The 19001-nt window shown below is 34.0% G+C and carries 23 protein-coding genes, 1 tRNA gene and 1 pseudogene; 2 read left to right on the top strand and 23 right to left on the bottom strand.

Going from position 1 to position 19001, the window contains the following annotated elements; translation table 11 throughout:
* The 18 genes and pseudogenes from A9G10_RS06350 to A9G10_RS06435 all read right to left on the bottom strand — a co-directional run.
* Positions 1-417 (bottom strand): annotated as a pseudogene (locus A9G10_RS06350) (hypothetical protein); the annotation flags it as partial.
* Positions 414-1070, bottom strand: coding sequence for a DUF2612 domain-containing protein (locus tag A9G10_RS06355; RefSeq protein WP_065557661.1), 657 nt, complete (start codon positions 1068-1070; stop codon positions 414-416). The pseudogene A9G10_RS06350 and the gene A9G10_RS06355, both read right to left, overlap by 4 nt.
* Positions 1063-2184 (bottom strand): baseplate J/gp47 family protein, encoded by a 1122-nt coding sequence (locus A9G10_RS06360; protein WP_065558718.1) that lies wholly within the window; start codon positions 2182-2184, stop codon positions 1063-1065. The genes A9G10_RS06355 and A9G10_RS06360 overlap by 8 nt, the downstream gene beginning before the upstream one ends.
* Positions 2165-2530: a hypothetical protein gene (locus A9G10_RS06365; RefSeq protein WP_065558719.1), complete on the bottom strand. Its 366-nt coding sequence runs from the start codon at positions 2528-2530 to the stop codon at positions 2165-2167. The genes A9G10_RS06360 and A9G10_RS06365 overlap by 20 nt, the downstream gene beginning before the upstream one ends.
* The gene (locus A9G10_RS06370) at positions 2527-3195 is read right to left on the bottom strand and encodes a Gp138 family membrane-puncturing spike protein (RefSeq protein WP_065558720.1); all 669 of its coding nucleotides are present in this window, start codon (positions 3193-3195) and stop codon (positions 2527-2529) included. Before A9G10_RS06370 ends, A9G10_RS06365 begins: the two co-directional genes overlap by 4 nt.
* A gap of 429 nt (positions 3196-3624) precedes the next feature.
* Positions 3625-3912 carry a DUF6694 family lipoprotein gene (locus A9G10_RS06375; RefSeq protein WP_065558721.1) on the bottom strand — a complete coding sequence of 96 codons (288 nt, stop codon included), beginning with the start codon at positions 3910-3912 and terminating at the stop codon, positions 3625-3627.
* Positions 3913-3972: 60 nt separating this feature from the next.
* Positions 3973-4806, bottom strand: coding sequence for a phage protein (locus tag A9G10_RS06380; RefSeq protein ID WP_442903218.1), 834 nt, complete (start codon positions 4804-4806; stop codon positions 3973-3975).
* On the bottom strand, positions 4751-5107 hold the full coding sequence (locus tag A9G10_RS06385; protein WP_065558723.1) for a phage baseplate plug family protein: 357 nt from the start codon (positions 5105-5107) through the stop codon (positions 4751-4753). The genes A9G10_RS06380 and A9G10_RS06385 overlap by 56 nt, the downstream gene beginning before the upstream one ends.
* A gap of 68 nt (positions 5108-5175) precedes the next feature.
* Positions 5176-5898, bottom strand: a complete 723-nt coding sequence (locus A9G10_RS06390; protein WP_065558724.1) for a phage baseplate protein — start codon at positions 5896-5898, stop codon at positions 5176-5178.
* Positions 5898-7787, bottom strand: coding sequence for a hypothetical protein (locus A9G10_RS06395; RefSeq protein ID WP_065558725.1), 1890 nt, complete (start codon positions 7785-7787; stop codon positions 5898-5900). The genes A9G10_RS06390 and A9G10_RS06395 overlap by 1 nt, the downstream gene beginning before the upstream one ends.
* Positions 7788-7928: 141 nt before the next feature.
* Positions 7929-8345: a phage tail assembly chaperone gene (locus A9G10_RS06400; protein WP_065558726.1), complete on the bottom strand. Its 417-nt coding sequence runs from the start codon at positions 8343-8345 to the stop codon at positions 7929-7931.
* Positions 8345-8779 (bottom strand): phage protein, encoded by a 435-nt coding sequence (locus tag A9G10_RS06405; protein ID WP_065558727.1) that lies wholly within the window; start codon positions 8777-8779, stop codon positions 8345-8347. Before A9G10_RS06405 ends, A9G10_RS06400 begins: the two co-directional genes overlap by 1 nt.
* Before the next feature lie 9 nt (positions 8780-8788).
* Positions 8789-10300 carry a DUF3383 domain-containing protein gene (locus tag A9G10_RS06410; protein WP_065558728.1) on the bottom strand — a complete coding sequence of 504 codons (1512 nt, stop codon included), beginning with the start codon at positions 10298-10300 and terminating at the stop codon, positions 8789-8791.
* On the bottom strand, positions 10297-10794 hold the full coding sequence (locus tag A9G10_RS06415) for a phage neck terminator protein (protein ID WP_065558729.1): 498 nt from the start codon (positions 10792-10794) through the stop codon (positions 10297-10299). Before A9G10_RS06415 ends, A9G10_RS06410 begins: the two co-directional genes overlap by 4 nt.
* A 300-nt stretch (positions 10795-11094) precedes the next feature.
* Positions 11095-11574, bottom strand: coding sequence for a lysis system i-spanin subunit Rz (locus A9G10_RS06420; protein WP_081299104.1), 480 nt, complete (start codon positions 11572-11574; stop codon positions 11095-11097).
* A complete protein-coding gene (locus A9G10_RS06425; RefSeq protein ID WP_065558731.1) occupies positions 11571-12011 on the bottom strand; it encodes a D-Ala-D-Ala carboxypeptidase family metallohydrolase in 441 nt (146 codons plus the stop codon). Before A9G10_RS06425 ends, A9G10_RS06420 begins: the two co-directional genes overlap by 4 nt.
* A gap of 11 nt (positions 12012-12022) precedes the next feature.
* Positions 12023-12349, bottom strand: coding sequence for a phage holin family protein (locus A9G10_RS06430; protein WP_218837354.1), 327 nt, complete (start codon positions 12347-12349; stop codon positions 12023-12025).
* A 353-nt stretch (positions 12350-12702) separates the two neighbouring features.
* Positions 12703-13239 (bottom strand): antiterminator Q family protein, encoded by a 537-nt coding sequence (locus A9G10_RS06435; RefSeq protein ID WP_065558732.1) that lies wholly within the window; start codon positions 13237-13239, stop codon positions 12703-12705.
* Between the two features lie 287 nt (positions 13240-13526).
* On the opposite strand from A9G10_RS06435, the gene A9G10_RS06440 reads away from it, so the two are divergent.
* Together A9G10_RS06440 and A9G10_RS06445 are read left to right on the top strand one after the other, a co-directional pair.
* Positions 13527-14222, top strand: a complete 696-nt coding sequence (locus A9G10_RS06440) for an XRE family transcriptional regulator (protein ID WP_065558733.1) — start codon at positions 13527-13529, stop codon at positions 14220-14222.
* A 519-nt stretch (positions 14223-14741) separates the two neighbouring features.
* Complete coding sequence (locus tag A9G10_RS06445; protein WP_143425967.1) at positions 14742-15026, top strand: hypothetical protein; 285 nt, start codon at positions 14742-14744, stop codon at positions 15024-15026.
* A 96-nt stretch (positions 15027-15122) separates the two neighbouring features.
* Here A9G10_RS06445 and A9G10_RS06450 read toward each other — a convergent pair.
* The 5 genes from A9G10_RS06450 to A9G10_RS06465 all read right to left on the bottom strand — a co-directional run bounded on the left by A9G10_RS06450 (position 15123) and on the right by A9G10_RS06465 (position 18879).
* Positions 15123-15210: transfer RNA gene (locus tag A9G10_RS06450), tRNA-Ser, on the bottom strand.
* A 71-nt stretch (positions 15211-15281) separates the two neighbouring features.
* Entirely contained in the window at positions 15282-15371 is a 90-nt protein-coding gene (gene cydH / locus A9G10_RS13005; RefSeq protein ID WP_143425968.1) for a cytochrome bd-I oxidase subunit CydH, read from the bottom strand.
* Positions 15372-15396: 25 nt separating this feature from the next.
* The gene (prc, locus tag A9G10_RS06455) at positions 15397-17487 is read right to left on the bottom strand and encodes a carboxy terminal-processing peptidase (RefSeq protein WP_081299154.1); all 2091 of its coding nucleotides are present in this window, start codon (positions 17485-17487) and stop codon (positions 15397-15399) included.
* A gap of 9 nt (positions 17488-17496) precedes the next feature.
* A complete protein-coding gene (gene proQ, locus A9G10_RS12495) occupies positions 17497-18459 on the bottom strand; it encodes an RNA chaperone ProQ (RefSeq protein WP_081299107.1) in 963 nt (320 codons plus the stop codon).
* 63 nt (positions 18460-18522) lie between these two features.
* Positions 18523-18879: a DNA-binding protein gene (locus A9G10_RS06465; RefSeq protein WP_065558735.1), complete on the bottom strand. Its 357-nt coding sequence runs from the start codon at positions 18877-18879 to the stop codon at positions 18523-18525.
* Positions 18880-19001: the final 122 nt, after the last annotated feature.

The raw sequence follows: 19001 nt of genomic DNA on the forward strand, positions 1-19001 counted from the left end.
TTTAAAATCAACATGTTCACCTACCTCATAAATAGGATCACTACCATTCATTATTTTTTGTGCGGGTAAAGCATTAAAATAATCTGCCTGTAATCTTTGCCACTTAGAGGTGTCGCTCGACGGTTGTGCATTGTCATTTTTAACTATGGCTATGTATAAAGCACCATTATATTTTATAATAGCATTTTCTGGATAAGTAACTAACTCACTCCATTCTGGCACACCTTGTTGTAACAGATATAGTATATTTTTATCAATTCGATTAAATGCGCCATTCATCCATTCCATTGGTGGTTTCGAAGCAGTTTGATCGATGGTGATTCCCCAGCCTCGACTTACATCAGGAAAATCCGTAACTTCCCCTTTTTTTGCTGAATCTGCAAAGATTAAATAATCTGGTTTTTTTTGTATAATCATTGAATAGTTCCTATTTCTTGAAGTCGAACAAATTTGCCTAAATTAAAACCGAATGATGCATTGTCATGCGAAAATCCAAACGGTTCATTATTAATTAGAACAATATATTGATACATAACACCAACAGGTCGGGCTAAAATATCCATTTTACTAATTGCATACAAAGTAAGTGAATTGAGTTGATCACTGTTAACTAATACGTTCATTGTCATATTTTGGGAATCAATAATATTTCCATTTCTGCCAATCACGAATTTAATTGATTTTACAATGTTTGATATTTCACCACTTTGATAATTTTTAGTAATTTTTGCCTTAATAAAGAAACGATAATCGCTATCATTTAATACAACAGATGCCGTTAAAGCGTCGCCATGTCGATAAAATTCACCAATATCAAATGATAATGCTGTGTTATCTTCTAACCATCCAAAATATTCTTTGGTGATAGCAGAAGGTAATACACGCAAGACGCCAACATGACGACCAATCAAATCAAGTGCATAACCTGTCGCGTCGTTGATGCTGAGAACATCCGCAATTTGAATGACATTGTTAAACGTGTTACCAGTCTCTTTATTGATAGCTTTGATAGTGCCTAATGCCTTGGGTTTTGTACGATATTGCCAAATGAGGAATTTTTCTCTATTCATCTATTAGCACCTCAACATGCGTTATCTGTGCATACTCTCGATAATCGATATTGACAATGTTGGCACTGTTTACAGCGAGTTCTTTAATATAAAATCCGTCAACTAAGTTAATGCTTGAAATAATGCGAGATGCATACACATTTTCACCAATTTCAAAATCAAGACTTTTTAAATTAGCTTTAATCTGTTCTGAATTGATATCATTAAAAGATTTGTAACGACCAATTGTCATTGAGACATTGATATCGACTTTTTTTGGTCTATCAAAGTGAACTTTTCGAGGTATTTCATCTAATAAATACATCGTCTCAATTTTTCCAAATAGTCCACAACCGCCAATTTTCTTTTTAGTGATCACCTCTGCTATTTGTTCATCATCGCCACCAAGGATCACGGCATTAAATGAATGAGCAGGCACACCCTTTTCATCTGTTTTATTCGTATAGTTTTCATATACTACGCATTTAGTCACACCGGTTATATTCATTAATGCAGACTGTATGCCTTGGCGATCATCATAATTATTGATTGAATGAGATAACATAAAGCGTTTTAATAGTTGAGCATCAGTTTCTTCATCAACTCCACCATAACTTTGGGTGTTGGCAGTAATTTTATCTACACCGATGATAATCGTATTCGGTGTAAATTCATCCATTGCGTTAACGGTATAATGACCTAACTCTAGCGACCTAAATTTTGAACGAGCACTACCTAAATCATTTAATTTTATTTGCTCGGTTGTTACCCATTTATTCTTATTTTTATCAATATAAATAGCGTTTTGAGGGATTAATGTGTTTGGCGTTCCATTAAAAATGACTTCATCGATGTATGAATATGATGCGGTTATTCTGGTTAATCCTGCATACATTGCCCGTTGTTCCAACCACTGCCCCGTTGCTTGATAAGGGTCTAACATCTGAATAATAAATGATACTGCTTGATGTATGTTCGATAATTCCTGAGAAAATAAACCGAGCAATTGCCCATCTGGCGTATCACTATCTAAATTGACATTTTCACCATAAATCGATTTAAAACTTGTTATTAAACGATTTTTAATTGTGTCAAAATCATCAATAACAATTCCTTTATCTGTTATCTGTAACATTGAATGAAGCCTCATTAGAATTGTTGAATTTGTCTGTGTAGGTAATTTGAATGAGAAACTCACGCGTCTCGCTATCCAATAAAATATCGAACTCATCAATACTAATCACACCTTCAATGTTGAAAATTTGTTTTTTTATATCAATTTCCAACTGTTTAGTATTTGGGTTTTTATCAAGATAATCAAACCATGCAATGCCGTCATTACGAGCCAAAAACCAATCTTTTTTCAAGGATAATAATTTAGTTTTTACACACTGGGCTATTGCATCTGACTGATGTAAATAATTAGCCAAACCTTGCCCAAATGTCCAATCATGATTATTGTCTAGCTCTCTTACTTTCATGTTGGCTCTCCTGTCGTGTCATCGCCGCTTTTCACTCCTGTATGTCTATGAGTATTCAAACTAATTCCTTTGTTTGTTATGACATCTTGTGCAGTGATTATGCCGGAACTAATTGTATTGCCATTAGATTGATTGAAACTACCAATTTGGTCATAGTTTCCAAACTGTTGATTATTTCCTTCATGTACAATATTGCCTTTGATATAGATTGTTCCCTCCGTTAGTCGAATATGAGTTTGCCCGTCATCTGTTTGCATCGATACGCCATCATGATAAAAATTAGGAATTTTGTTAGGCACACTGTTACAACCTACGATAAAAAAACCATCGCTTAAGTCATTCATGCGATTATCAAGCGGTTTTGATGCTTCGCCCGATGCAAACCAGCCATCAATGCAACGACTGGAAAAGACCACCAGACCTTCATCACCTGCTTTGATAGGCACCGTCATACAAAAACCGCCGGCGTGAGGAAATTGTGCAGGAACATCAACCAATGGCGGAATCGATATCTCTTCACCATTTGCTAATACTCTATTAATCATCGGTTTACATTGCACTGTATGACCATCAAAACTGATCACCTTTGCAGGCAATGCCGTATAAATATTTGATTGGGCACGTTTAATTTGATTTTCAATTGCTTGGTATAGCGTATCAACCATAATTTACCTACGAATTTAAGCCAATAAAAAACCACCTTTAGCAGGTGGTTAATTTATTGTTGGTTACAGAGTAATTGTCTTGTATTGACTTATATAATGATTATTTTAATTAAAATAACTTATTGTTTTATAAAAAGATATCAGAAATTTAATTTTGATTTGATAGATTAGAAAATATTTGAAACGAATGGAAATAAAAAAATTACGTTGAGATTGCAATCTTTAGCTTCGGGAACGTTAGTGTATATCTGCTAACTTTAATATTACAGTAAAATGTTTGATTCGATTAAGCGTTTAACTTTGTTTTAATGAAGCTTTACTTAAGACATCTAAACAATGGTACAATAACCATAAAACTGACCTGATTCCAAAAATTGCAATCTTTTTTAGATATTAATCAAGAATATTCATTTGATTGCATTAATAGGGTTAATTAATTTGCTCAGCAAGTTTAATCACTTCTGAAACAGTTTTACCATCAAGTTTTTGCTTCATGATTTCTTCCATTTTCTTATTATCGTAATTTGCTTCGGTAGCCGCCTGCATATTAATTTTACTCAAAGCTGCTGTAAAAGATTGCGCTTCACTGAAGTTAAGGTCTTTTACAACTTCAGCTAATGATTCTTGATATTTTTCAGGTGTTGAAGCATCAATCTTTTTATCGCCACAAGCAGTTAATAAAGTTATAGATATTAAAAGTACAAGTAATTTTTTCATTTTTCCATCCTTTTATAAATTATATTGGGATGCTCATCCTATATCTAAATTGATAACAAATCAAATTTTTTCGAAGTTACCAAAAATACACTGTAATTTGCTTTGCCAGTTATTCCCATATAGATCCCCACTATGTTGTAACGCATTAATTTTATAATCTCCATTGAGTTCTGTGAGTTTAGATTCAACTCGAATTAATGCACCTATCTTATAATGCGGATTACATAATGTTGTTATTTCTAACCCTTTATCTGTCTTTTTAGGCGTTCCTATCATGCCCGTCGTTCTTGAAATAACAAATCCTTCATGATTTGAAATAGCCTTACTTTTGGGGATAACAATCAGTTCGTCATCTTGAATAGACCAATCAGCATCATTATTATTTGCTATTTGGTGCATAAGTTCGCGAGTATCACACATGAAAACTTTTCCGCGAGGAAGTGCTTTATTATTAGGAAGATTAACATTGCCTTTTTTTAAACCAAAACTTTTTAACGCTTCATTAAAAAAATCATTGTCAGTTTGTCCTTTTTCTAATGTTTTGATAATAACTTTTTCTGTAAAAGCTTTATGACCATCAGCACACCTTAGGGTCGTGATAATATCCAGTTCAGAAAGTTGATTTTCCACCGTTAAAATATCACCACAAAAAATCATCCGTAAAACATCATCCTGATAACTCACATATAATTCTACATAATCATATTGTTTTGTGCTGATTAAATTTCGATTTGAATCGTTGAGGTTGTATATTGAAATTTCAGCAGTGTTAGGATCGGAAGTAAGTGTTTTATTTACCGAGAAAGTGACTCTAAGATTGTTCAATACAATACTTTCTTTACGATTGCCTATTTTCAGTTCTAAAACTCGCCCGAATTGTCTCACGATATTCATCCTTTGTCATAATTAATAATTGCATTCGATTATGTAAGTCATTTTTCGTTATTGCATTTATTCCTAATCCTGATTTGTCATAAAGGACGAAAACAAAAGGAAGGTCAAATTCAATAAGCGCTGGACTGCCTACAGACAGTCCTTTATTGGTTGTAATATATTGATTATTGTTAATATCAAACAAATCAAATTGGTAGCCGACTAATACCGTATTGAACCTTAATGTTAATCGTAAATTCATATCGTATAATGTAAAGGTTTGCTCTAGCACATCATCATAAGTTGTCTGAATTATATACATACTTAATCTCTCAAATTTTCTTTATTTACCAACAACTAATCACTTTTTTAGCTTTGAAGTTATCTACATTACTTAATAAACCAACTAAAAATCTTATAAAGAATAGATTTTAGTTCTTCGGTTTTTTGTGGTTGTGTTTTACCAAGATTCTGTTTTTTAACCGTTTGATTTAGACCACTGGCAATTTGCGTTTCGACGATAAAAATCTCTCGAAACGTTAAGGCAAACTCACCATAAGTATTTTTTTGTTGAGTCAAACCCACAGAACTTAGAACCATATTATTATATTGCTTAGCATTAGTTTGCAGGATAACAGGTTCACCACTCCGTTGAATTGCCAGCAATTTTTCGTAAGCGTCTGCGATACGATCTGAAAATAAGCTATTTACAATAGGAGACTGATATTCAGGTAAAAAATCGGCCACGACTTGATTCAATTTTTCAGCGCTTGTTTGAAAATGTGATGCAAAACGATTTACCATGTTTTCCGCTTGTGCTGCAAAAGTTTTGATTGGCATCGGCAAAGGGTAATTGGATAAATCTATTCCCAAAAAATGGTCAATCGATAAAGTATTTTTTTCATATCCTACAATAAGACCATTTATTGAAATCTCTTTTGGTTCTAAAACTGCATGATCGGCAATATTAGCACCATTTTCAATGGGATTTTCCGTGACTTTTAATTTTGATGTATGCTGTTCGACAGTATTAATATCTAAACTGAATACAAAATTGTCAGTAACAATTAACCCACTATTTTTTGATGATTTGTTTAAAATAGATTGAAACATCAGTTAGACCCCATCGCTGTAACTGTATTATCATTGATTCGTCTCGCAGCATTGTCGACAATATTGCAAACTTGATCGAGACCATTCTGAGGTGTAGTTACATTCATTGTATTATGAATTATTATTTCACTGTTATTATTGACGTTTTTATTTAATGCAGATAAACCTCCAGCTTTTGCTACATCTGTACTCACGAGTGCAAGATTCTGGGTTGCGGAATAATTCGTGGCTTTAAGATTTTCTTCTTGAGCTTGTTCATCTTTATCACTACCAAAACCAAAAAAAGAAAGTACACCTTTTATTTTACTTTTCATCTTATCGATGACAGCAAAAAACTTGTCTTCAATCCATTTCAAACCATCTTTAAAAGGTTGCGTAATACAGTCAAGAATACCTGAAAACGTTTTTCCTAAATTATCGATAAATGAAGTGACATCAACACCCCAAATCTCAAATAATCCTTTTATAAATTCCCAAGCAGCTTTAAATGGCGCTGTAATAAAATCAGTTATTGCTTCAAAGGTTTGACCAATTTTCTCAGTTGTTGAAGTGCTATCATCCGTCCAAATTGTAAATAAGCTTTTAACCAATTCCCAAGCAGCTTTAAATGGTGCCGTAATTAAGTCTAAAATTGCGTCAAAGGTAGCGCCTATTGCATTGACCGTTTTCTCGGCATTTTCTTCACTCATACCAAAGTACATGAGTATATCTTTTATACCATTTTTAAAAAAATTAGTAACTTTATTCCAAAAATCAGAAAAAAAGGAAACAAGAAAATCCCAATTATCGTAAATAAGATAAGCAGCCAAAGCGATAGCGGTAATAATAGCCAGAATAGGATTAGCTATCATGATAGACGTCAGTGTTTTTATTGCACTGCCAATTGTTTTAATAATTTTAACTAAATTTCCAAGCGTTTTGAGAGCATTACCAATACTTAGAATAGCATTGGAGATTGAGGTAATTAATTTAGCCTTAGCTGATACCCACGCTATTTTTCCACCTAATAAAAGCAAATAGCCCAATACGGCAAAAATAATACTTTTCCAGTTTTTATCTAAATTTTGCCACCAAGTTATTGCATTTTTGATGTTGTCGATACAGGCTTGCCAAAATGGAGCAAATAGACTCTTACCACCTTTTAAGAAAACCATAAAATCATCAATGATCAACAATAATCCAGCTATCAAACCGATGACTAGCCCAATCGGACTAAACAGCATAGCACGATTTAAGACTGCCCAAGCAACACTCAAGGCTATTATGGCGTTTTCCCAACCAATGGTCTTAGAAATTATCATATCGATAAATTCAAAAGCATGTTTTATCACTTGAATAAAATTCGAAACAACACTAATTACAACGTTGATACCTTTGGCAATCAATTCCTTGTTAGCTTTGAGCCATTTATTAAAGCTTATTACAAGATCAGTTACCCTTGGTAATAATCCTAAAGCAATTTTCGTTTTTATGCTATCAATCGCAAGACCGGACTTCTCAAGTTCGATCTTATATTTTTTTACTTGTGCCAGTTCACTTTTTGAAATCGAAAATAAGAGATTTTTTTTGCCAGCAAGTTCTTGTGCTTTATCAATAGCGCTATTAAAAGCGCTAATCAATTTTTCCCCATAGTTTTTGGCTGCAGCCGTAATACTTGTTAAAGCTTGTTTTAAAATCTCAAATTTAGATTTAGCTTTTTCAGATGATTCAGCCGCTTTTTCATTAGATTGACTCGCATCGTTAATCGCATTATTAAGTGTAGTATTTATAACTTTGCCAATGTTAGATAACTTCATTGCACTGATTTCTAAAAAAGTCGTGACTTTAGTTAGATTGTTTACCTGCGAGATATCAACACCAATTTTTATCAAATATTGCTCTAGATGCACTTTAATTCTCCTTTGGCTTTTCAGCCAATCTAACTTCTGCTATCACATGGTGCATATCGATAACATCATCAAGTGAATATACAGTTTTTAATTCGTGGAGTGTTGCATAATTGTTGACAATAACACTCCACATAAACCAATCTATATCGCTTTCTTGGCTATCTCCTCCAAGCTGAGCGTATTTAGATTGGATAATAGGCCACTTGGTAAAAAAGCCAAAAAATGGAACTTCAATCCTTCAATGATGATTTGGTAATAATGACTTCTATGCGCATTAAAAAATTCACTGGCTTCTCTTGGATTTTGGAATAGTATCTTTTTTCCAGCTTCATCTGTGGCAGTGACATAATCGAGAATAAATCGCTCAATTTCTTCAAATTGCTCAGTACCAATATTAGAAGCTAACTGTCCAATATCAAATCCTGATGTAGTATCACCGACAGAAAAACAGCCCTTTAAGAGGGCTGTGAGTTTTTTGAGATATTTATTGGCTTTGTAAAAATCTGCTTGTTTAAAGGTATAAACAACATTATCTATCGTATAATCTTTGTTTTCCATTATTGACCTCCTTTGATGTTAAATTCAGCTTTCGTTGCTTTAAGTGTCCATGTTAAACCATTGTGAGCTGTACCACGTGCAATAGTTGGTGGCGTGGTAAACCAACATCCAGTCAATAAAAATTCATCACCATTACGCAAATCTTTATAGGTAATTAATTTACCTTTAGCTTTTGTAGGATTATTAATTTGGGCTTGTCGTAATTGATTTAATACTTCGTTAGTTTCAGTGTGCTGTAATGTTTTAATCGTGACAGTAGCACCTTTATTGCAAGTGTTAACAAACACCCCTTCACCATTGATACCATAAGTGATATCACCATCATCCCCTATGGGTGCAATACTAATGGAATCTTGAGCATTTTCATAACCAGTTATTTCATAGCCATCTATTGTTAAGACAGCATCTTCTAAAGAAAAAGATTTATTAGACATCGTGTATCCTTATCGATTAAATTGAACAATAATATCAACGCTGTGACCTGCACCAGCAAGTTTTAATGCGCAGTTAATTGGCATCATTTTACGCGCTTCACGATCAGCCGTGTCTTGCGTATCAAAAGAATCAGAATAGAAATAGTATCCATTCACCGTATCGCCAAATTTCAGCTCACCAATATCGCCAAGCGACCATTTACCCATGCCAAGAAAACCGTTATTGACAAATTGCTCACCAATAATTTTTAACTTGCTGATTAAACGTTGTTGTCCTTTATCGGTTTGTGGAATTTTAGTAGGTTCACCTTGTAACGCATTAAATGCTTGTACTTGAATTGCATTGATGAATGCATCCAGTCCTGTGGTTTCATCAATGAATGTCCCACCAACCATAACGCCTTCTGCAAGCATATTAACACCAGCATAATCTGTATAAAAATTGATACCTAAACGACGACATTTCATCGCTTCATTGACAGTGATTTTGTCGTCTGATGTAACACTAGCTTCTTGTTTAAATTTGACTGTTTTAGCTGTATTAATACCTGTCCATACGGTGGTTAACGCAATGCCCATAAGTTCAGCAGCTGCATGGCTATTACCTTTGTTGTTATATTGAACCATCAAGCGCCCGCTGTTTCGTTTTGACAATGTTTTAAGAACATTATCATCACTGTATTCAATATTTTTTTCTCGAGTTTCGGTATAGGCTAATACTTTGGCATTTTCAACCCCTTGAGCAACAACCCAATCATGCGCTTCCACTAATTCACTATCTGTAATAGTATTTGCAAAATACACACCATACCAATTTTGATACTGATTTTGCAAAGCTGTTAAAGCTTCTGCTGGTGACTCTTTTCGATAAGTTGTTGCATCCTCACCTTTGATTAATGAAGCTTTGCCATCAACTAAGTGTGTGAAATTACCAATATAGGTGCCATCCAATTGAGCATCAAATACATAACCAAAGTTGTCGCCTTTACCTTCTTTTCCGGCAACTAAAATAAATCGATTACCAACCGCATCATAAATGATTGAAACACCCAAATCTTTTAATTTATTGTTGATTACCGTTGCAACATCATTCATGCTCGATACATCACTGAAATTCAAATCGGAAATTTGATGTTTGACATCACCTAAATAAAAAGAAAAATAACCATCTTTAATATTTTTAAATTGAATATAATTAACAGCTAATGCAGAGCCGTTAATTTTTGAACTCACCGCTTTAGTGGTAACCCCCTCTTGCATATATTTAGCAATCAATGCCGTTTTCGGTTTAGGTTGAGCAGAGAATAGTGCGCAAGCAGCTTGATATGCATCAGAATCAGTGCCAAATAAATTTGCAACTGTTGTTGCATCTGAAACAACAACATAACGCGTATCTTTGTTGCTGAATTCTTCACACATATCTTTTGTAAAAATAGCCACAACGCTTAGGTCACGTTTTTGTGCCCCTCTTGGCGATTGTTGTAGAGTTGCATCTACGACTTGACTTAATGGTAAACTCATTTAGTAACCTCGAATGTAAAATTAACGCTATCACCGCGTTTAACGCTGGTTTTAACGATTGGATTGATGGAAAAAATAAGATCTACTTGTGCATGTTGAACGGTTTTGTCTGCAGAAGTTGTAGATACGTTTTCAATATCGGAGCATCGAAGATACCCCATTCTTAATTTCTTTAACTGTTGCCAAACAGGCGTGAACTGCATTGACTCTGTTATTTTGCATAGCTGATCATAGGCATCTTTACCGTAGGCTTTGACGGTAATGGTTGCTTCTTTTAGTGTCGATATCACTTCTTCTTCATCTTTACCGTGATATAAAATTTCTTTGCCTATCTCGGTTTGAGACATATTAATAACAGTGATGAATTTATCTAAACGAGAGACATCGGGTATGTTATCCTCCTCAAATATAATTGTTTCGGGTATAGACAGAATTTCCGCTATCAAACGTCTAACTTCAGTCATTTCAAGCTTAGAAACAGTCGTGATTGGCATAATGACTCCATAAAAAAAGATAAGGTTTAGCGATAAGGTGATAATGTAAAACCATGCTGTTGTTGATTTACTATTTGTAATAAATTGATAAATCTTGTTGAATTTATTGTTCACATTATCCATCGTTAAATCACATAAACATGGATTAAGTAGGTTAAAAATTTTTTAACCCAATAGAAAAAACAATTTTGATTGTATAAAGCTAGTTTGATAAAACGTTATAAAACTGCGTTAATGACTAGGATATAATCATCATAACGGCTCATATTATTTAATATTAAATAAAGGGTGATGCGTAACTTATTTATTACACATAAACAGGGTGTTATTATGAGGTGCAATGACCTGACAGTAGTATTGTTGCCATCCTTCGATTAGGGCTTGGTTATAGCTGATTGCGTGGGTGAGACGGTAATAATCTTGTTGAGAAGATTTTGCAAGTCGTAAGGCTTTGTCAGCAATATCGCTGGTGGCGGCACTATTTCGTTCGAGGGTGGCGACTTTGATGCGCAACTCGACAAGACCATTATCCACATCATCACGTAAACTATCTGTTTTAACCTGTTCATCTTTTATTGTCTCAAGAATATTTGACTCAATTAATTTAATGGCATTATTACCTTGTTTATATGCGTTAAATTGTGCTTCTAACGCCACCGTTTTAGCTATTGCCAGTTGTTCACCTTGCCAACAGTGATACGCAAAATAAAGCGCTAAACCGGTTATTACAATGCCACCATACGGTAATAACTTAATCAACAATGTTAATTTATTCATCATGCTAATCCGTTTAAATACACGGTTTTACCACCATTTTTGACAGCGGTCAGCACTATTTGGCGATTATGAGTGGGACTGAATCCGATATGAACCCATTGATTATGCTCCTGAATAAGCTTATCAAACACGACTCCTGCATCTATCAATCGTTGACAGATTTGTTTCGGTGTGCCAAATGGCGAACGGAAGTCAACCGCCAAACCTTGAGTGTGTGCACTACTTGCCACCCCGCCTACCCGCGCATTTAATGCCGGACAACGGTAACCGGAAGTAATGATGATGGGGTGTTCAAGGGCTTTTCTGACCAGTTCAAGTTTTATTGCTGTTAATTGGATATTGGGCATCAGTGCTGCCGGTATGGAATTGTCAATTTTTAATCGACTGGCCGTCAATGAATAGGTAAACTCATCCAGTTTAAAATGTTCAGTCAGTTTCATTAGTTTTCCTTTTAATCATCATGTCCACGTGTTTTTTTTATTAATTGTTCTTCAAGCGCTTTAATTAAGGTTGCGCCCGACCACCCCGCTAAACCGGCAACACCGCCAGCCAGCTCAAACTGCCAGTTAAAATAACTGGCTGCCAACACCACCAGCGCGCCGGCAAAAGTAGAAATAAATATCTGAGCAATTAAAATCATCAGATTAAACTTATTCCCATTAATAATGTGATAGCAATAACTGGCTAATGACCCCAGTAATGTGACAAAAAACAAATAAACGACAACATACCAATTGATATGGTCAGGCTCTTTGATTGGCATAGGTTTCATCTTCATCGTGAGCCTCCTGCTGAGGCAGTTAAAAATAAGAAAGGGTTACGCAGCACTTATGTATAAATTATTTTCTGAGATTGCTCTGCGAACCCGTTAAATTGTGATAACTGATAGTTAAATCGTAGACATAAAAAAACCGCAATGAAGCGGTTGAATAAAAGAGACTTATATTAAAAAAGTTTATTTAATTTATTTTGATTTAATTATTTTATATGAATAAACAGAATGTTAAATAACATATTGCGAATTAAAGGCAATAAAAAAGCCCGCTTAGCGGGCTTTAGTAACAATTCTTGATTCTGAGATAATTATATACTTATTGGCGTACGTTGTCAAGATTAACTGCCCCACTTTTTTTAAAACACTAAATGTTGCAATAACTCGAGTTCAGTGCCGGTTAACATCGTTTGCATCGATAATGCACCAATAATATAACTTTCACCACTACTTTTTATTTTTCGGATATTGCCTTCACTACAGGCTAAATCCTGCGCTATTTCACGTAAATTTTTAGGTTTGATAATTAATGTCGACGATATTTGTGTTTTGCTTGGTTCGATATAAACATGATCATCCACGATCATTTCGTCTCCATAATAAAATTTAATTAAGACTTTTGCTTCTTCTTTTATTTTCGTAATTTTACTGTTTTTCATCGTCGAAATAATGCCATCTATTATTAACCCGTCTTTATCTAAACAGATCTGTTTATATTCCTTTTTTTGGGATTGATATAGACTAAATACTTTGCGTTGTTGATAGGCTTCTTTTCGAGCCCAATTACCCCAACGGGTTAATACTTGAGTGATATCATAATCAGCATTTAAACTCACTTTATTAAGCCATTGTGTCGGGTTTTGATATTGTTCAAAATTGATTTGTTTTGCTAGCATTATTCACCTCAAGTAGTTTCATTTTATTAACATTAAATTAATAACTAGTAAAAGAATTAATTATCAACATGTTTTTATTCATGTTTTATCTCTCTTTCAGTATTAAAGTTATTTTTTATATCTCTATTAGCACTGATCATGACAAAGATATTCTTGAAATATTCCTTTCAAATAACTATTATTATCAATAATAACAATAGTTATCACAAAAATCAATAACCAATGTTATTTGAATGATGATAACTTGAGTTATACAATAAAGTACTTCATTACAATGGGATAAAAAAATGACGACATTTACAGAAAGATTAAATTCAGCATTGAAACAATCTGGTATGTCTCAACATCAATTAGCTGAAAAAGTTAAAATTAGTCAGCCCGCCATTCAAAAATTACTGTCAGGAAAATCCAATACATCAAGAAAAATTGTTGAAATAGCCAACGCGTTAAATGTTGATTTATTGTGGCTGACAAAAGGCATTGGCAAAGCGAAATTAACTAAAAATAGTGCCAATGCGACAATGTTAGGTGCTATCGATGAATGGGATAGTAAAACACCACTTGATGAGGATGAAGTTGAAGTGCCATTTTACAAAGATGTTAGGCTTTCTGCAGGTAACGGATTTGCTGATGATATTGAAGATTATAACGGATACAAACTGCGATTATCACGGTCAACAATGCGAAAATACGGAATTGATAAAGACTGTGCCGTATGTTTAACGGTTTATGGAGATAGTATGGAGCCTGTTTTTAGAGATGGGTCAACTGTCGGTATCAATCAAGCAGACACCAATATTCGAGATGGAAAAATATACGCAATTAATCATGACGGGTTATTAAGAATAAAAATATTGGAAAGATTGCCTGGTAATCAAGTCAAAATCCGAAGTTACAATTCAGATTATGATGATGAAACTGTTTCTTTGGATGATATCACCATTCTAGGAAGAGTCTGGTGGCAATCATCGATATTGGATTGATCGACACATAACATTTACCGCTTCGGCGGTTTATGTTCCTACCATTATGTCCTAACATTTTAATTTTTTATCGCAACCTCATTTTTTATTACTTTTGTTATTGACTTTTTTGATAACTTATATTATCATCATAGTTATCAAAACTAATCAACTTACCATAAAGTTAGCAATACCACGAGTTACTAATGGGGTAACAAGATTCAAGTAGCTAGCAGAGGCTTACGAACATACTGCGGTTTTGATGAGATATTCAATACAAGTTTGTGTAAACCAATTTATTGAATATCTGACAACTGGAAAGACAGTAATATTCTACACCTTTTTGCCCCGAAATCGGGGCTTTTTTAGAGGTTAATATGACGAATAGAGATTTTGTTAAGATGAAAATAAAAGATCGTTTTCATCCTGATTATCAATTAACGAATAGCGAAATCAAATTTTCTTTATTTGGTATTTTTATTTTAATCTTGTTTGGATTATTGCTTTTTTAGTTGGAATAGATAAACAGCAACGAGGTACATGATGCATCAATTACACCAATTAGTTGAAAACGCCTATGAAGCTGATTTTTGCAAAATGCTTGATAGAATTGAAAAACAAGATGCAAGAGATGAGTGGATCGATAAACGGGCAAGCGAACTTATAAAAAACTTTAGCAATGAGAATGATTGGCAACTTCTAGAATTAATTAAACTGAAACTTGATAATCACGCAGTTGACGCTGAGATTTATGATCAGTTCGTTTCGGATATTTGCTATTCTCAAGCAAGAGAAGAATCAAAAGCACAATTTAGTAACGTATAGATAATAAAAATTGATACTTTATAATCAATATTCTAAAAACTAAAATGTTGGATAACGCTGTTTTAAACGGTAAGTCCAGCAAAAATCGGGAAGAGATGGCGGTGAGGAAGGGATTCGAACCCTTGATACGTTGCCGTATACACACTTTCCAGGCGTGCTCCTTCAACCACTCGGACACCTCACCTAAATTATAAAGCCTGCTTTTCAAAAGCAGGCGCATACTATAATCGTCACAAAACAATTTTTCAAGTATTTTTAATTCATACAAACAATCACACCAAATGCAGCAATTAAACTGAGTATGGCGACTGTACTAAATAATGCATATTTTAAATTTGAACACATATTTTTATCTCCAATTTTAATTATTCTATTGATCAACCGAAATGTTTAATGGAATGACATTACTGTTTACTTGTTCTTTCGCAATTTTGGAATATTTAGGCGCAAAATCAAGCAATATTTCAACAGCTTCGTCTAAATAAGCATCGGGTCGTTTATAATCTTTTGGTAAGTCTTCTAATTTTGCAATTGGAGCCAAACCAGCACGACTCAAACGCTCATTCATGCGTTTCAAATCTCGGTCATCATCGCTCTTCTGTTCTTCTTCACGATATTGTTTATTTAAAGAAACAATATAACGACTATCCTTTTTATCATTAAACCGTTTAATATCATCTTGAATGTAGATAAACTCAGGATTTTTGGCAATTCGAGCTAAATGGTTGGCTTTAAGTTCTGAAAATAAAGGTGCGATATTTGCAACTTTTGAATATTGCGCTGAAGGTATTTTATCCCATGGCAAAGCATTATCTAAATATCTTTCACCGGTTTCGTCAACATATTTTTCATTGATCATATCAATGTCAGGATCAACCCCTTTAAGTTGCGTACTCCCACCATTGATTCGATAAAATTTTTGAACAGTATATTGCACACCACCTAATTCAGGCCAGTCCGGATGTAATCTTGCATCTACCGGATAAGCAATATTTCGAGAGGTTTGCACCGTACCTTTACCATATGTCGTTTCTCCAACAATCAACGCTCGACCATAATCTTGCATTGCGGCAGAAAAAATTTCAGAGGCAGAGGCACTGTAGCGATTTATCATCACCACGATTGGACCTGAATATTTGATACTTTCATTTTTATCATCATAAACATTGATTTTTTGTAGATTGTCACGCACTTGCACCACAGGCCCTGTATCAATAAATAGCCCTGTTAAGGCGATAACTTCTGCCAGAGAACCACCGCCATTATCGCGTAAGTCGATAACAAGCCCTTGCAGATTATCTTGATTAGCTTGCGTTAATAGTGAATTGACTTTTTGAGTTAATCCTATATAAAAACTCGGAATTTCGATAACACCAACCTTCCCTCGTTGATTGTCGATAATTTTTAGTTTAGCTTCCCTGTCTTCAAAATGAATTTTATCACGTGTTAGTTCAACAATCTTAGGTTTGCTACTATTGCCTGCCGGTAAAATTTCAAGTCTGACAACAGTTCCTTTTCGCCCCCGAATTTTTTCAACAACATCATCGAGACGCCAACCAATAACATCTTCAATAGCTGAATTACCTTGTCCGACACCAATAATTTTATCACCAATGGTTAGTTGTTTACTTTTTTCAGCCGGTCCACCCGTTACAAAAGACATAATCTCGGTGTAATCATCTTTTTGACTTAAAGTGGCTCCAATACCTTCCATTGATAAATTCATCTCAGCATCGAAGTCTCGTTTCTTTCGTGGCGCCAAATAGCTGGTATGAGGATCAATTTCGCGTGCAAATGCATTCATAAACACTTGGAACGCATCTTCTGTTTTGGATTGTAACAATGTTTTTAGCACACGATTGTAACGTTTAGTTAAAACTTCCCGTATTTCTTTCTCATTTTTACCGGATAATGAAAGACTTAACTCATCATATTTAACTCGTTTATCCCAATAATCATCAAGCTCTTCTTCAGTGCTTGCCCATGAAATATCTTCTCTTTTAAAATCAATATTTTCATTAGTTGAAAAATCCATAGGGCGTTGTAAAACTTTTAAAGCATATTGAAATCGGTTATATCTTTTTTGAATAGAAAGATTATAAATGTCATAAGCCATTTTCAAATTGCCATCTAACAGCTCTTGACCTATCGACGCTTGTTTATCTCTAAAACTATCAATATCACGCTGAATAAAAAAAGATTTATTGCCATCTAATAGTTTAAAATAGCGGTCAAAAATTTTGGCTGAAAATGCGCCATCTAAATCAAAATTGCGGTAATGAGCTTGAGTAAAATAGTTAGTAACCCTATTTGCCACAATTTGATGAATTTGATCTTGTTTTAGCGTAGGTAATTGTTCTGTAACTGACGAATTAGTCTGAACTGCTTGGCAAACGATACTTGGACTAATAACACAAAGAACAAGTAACGATTTTCTTATACCTTTAAATAAATTACTCATTGCCATTCTCTATTGATTAATTATATGCTCTGGTTTAACTGTTAGTTGCATACCTGAACCAACTTTCACTTTGATATGTTCTTTTTCAATATCAATGATCTGCACTTTTAATGGTTTATTGCCCATTGTAACCTTAACAAAATCACCAATTTTTAAAACTCTATTTTTTTTAGGTGGAGTATAAGCTCTTTTAGGTTTCGATTTGTTTTGTTTTTTAAAGTGCTCTTTAGCTTTACTTTTGCTCTCTTTAAGCTGTTGTTGTGCATAATCCATCTGTTCTTGGGTAATGACTTCATCGAGATTACCATCTAAATCAACACGATGCGAGCCAACTTTTATACTATATAAGTAACGCCAATTATTGGTATAAACACGTAATGCAACACGTAGTTTCGTTTTGCTTAATTCTTGGTTTCCATCAAGACGTGAGAGTATGTCTTGAAATATGCCTATTTTCAGGGGTTTTGCTTCGCCCTCAATAGTAAAACAATTAGGAAATTGTTGGGCTAAATATACAATAATTTCTTTACTATTTGTCAATTGAAACTGTTTTTCCATCTGTTCTGCCGTATTAATTAAACTGTTGGGTTGTGAATGAATTGCGTTATTTTTTACTTTGGGTTGTTCTTTAAAGGATTCTATCGTTTTTTCTTTACTTTCTATTTGTTTTTGTTTAGCAAGATCCATCTGTTCCTGAGTTATGATTTCATGGGGATTACCGTCTAAATCGATCCGATAAACCCCAATTTTTATACTTTCTAAATAATGCTGACTATTCATGTAGAGGTCTAATGCATCATTGAGTTTCGCTAGGCTTAATTTAGGGGATTCATTTAATCGGGAAATAATGTCGTGAACAATGCCCTTTTTTAAAGGTTTGACATTACTCCCAAACGCAAAAGATTCTGGAAATTGCTTAACTAAATAAGCAATAATTTCGTCATTTGTTGTTAATTGAAATTGTTTTTCCATTTACTTTTCCGTAATAACTAAATTTTATAAGCGCTAAAGTATATATCAGCTAAAGCAATAACACTAATCTTCTTTATTTTGTTTATTGATGAAACTGATGAAATCTTTTATACCATTTCGCATGAGCCATGAAGAGACAATCGATTGCTCATCGGGTGTCAATTGTTCAAAAGCAGTCATCCAAAGTTGAAGAGGTTCAATAGGTGAAATAACATAACTTGCACTCTCTTCCTCAATGTATAATGCTTTTTTGACATCTGACGGTAAACTTCCAATATGATATTCGACAGCTTTACCTCGAACACCTGAACGTTTACGCGCAGTCCATTTTTCAGCTCTTGCTTTTCGATTAATACCTTGTATTGTTGTAGGCATCCCTGCAATGCTTGACAGCTCTTTAGATGAGAACCATTCTTTCATTTTAACCATCCTAATTTTAAATAACCAGAAAAAAATACAGAAATTAAAGAAATCTTGTTATACTAAATAAGAAACGAGTTATTATTACAAATTAACTTGAATAATGAAATTACTCGTTTCAG

The sequence above is a fragment of the Gilliamella sp. wkB308 genome, assembly GCF_001690185.1.
GTDB lineage: Bacteria > Pseudomonadota > Gammaproteobacteria > Enterobacterales > Orbaceae > Gilliamella > Gilliamella apicola_I.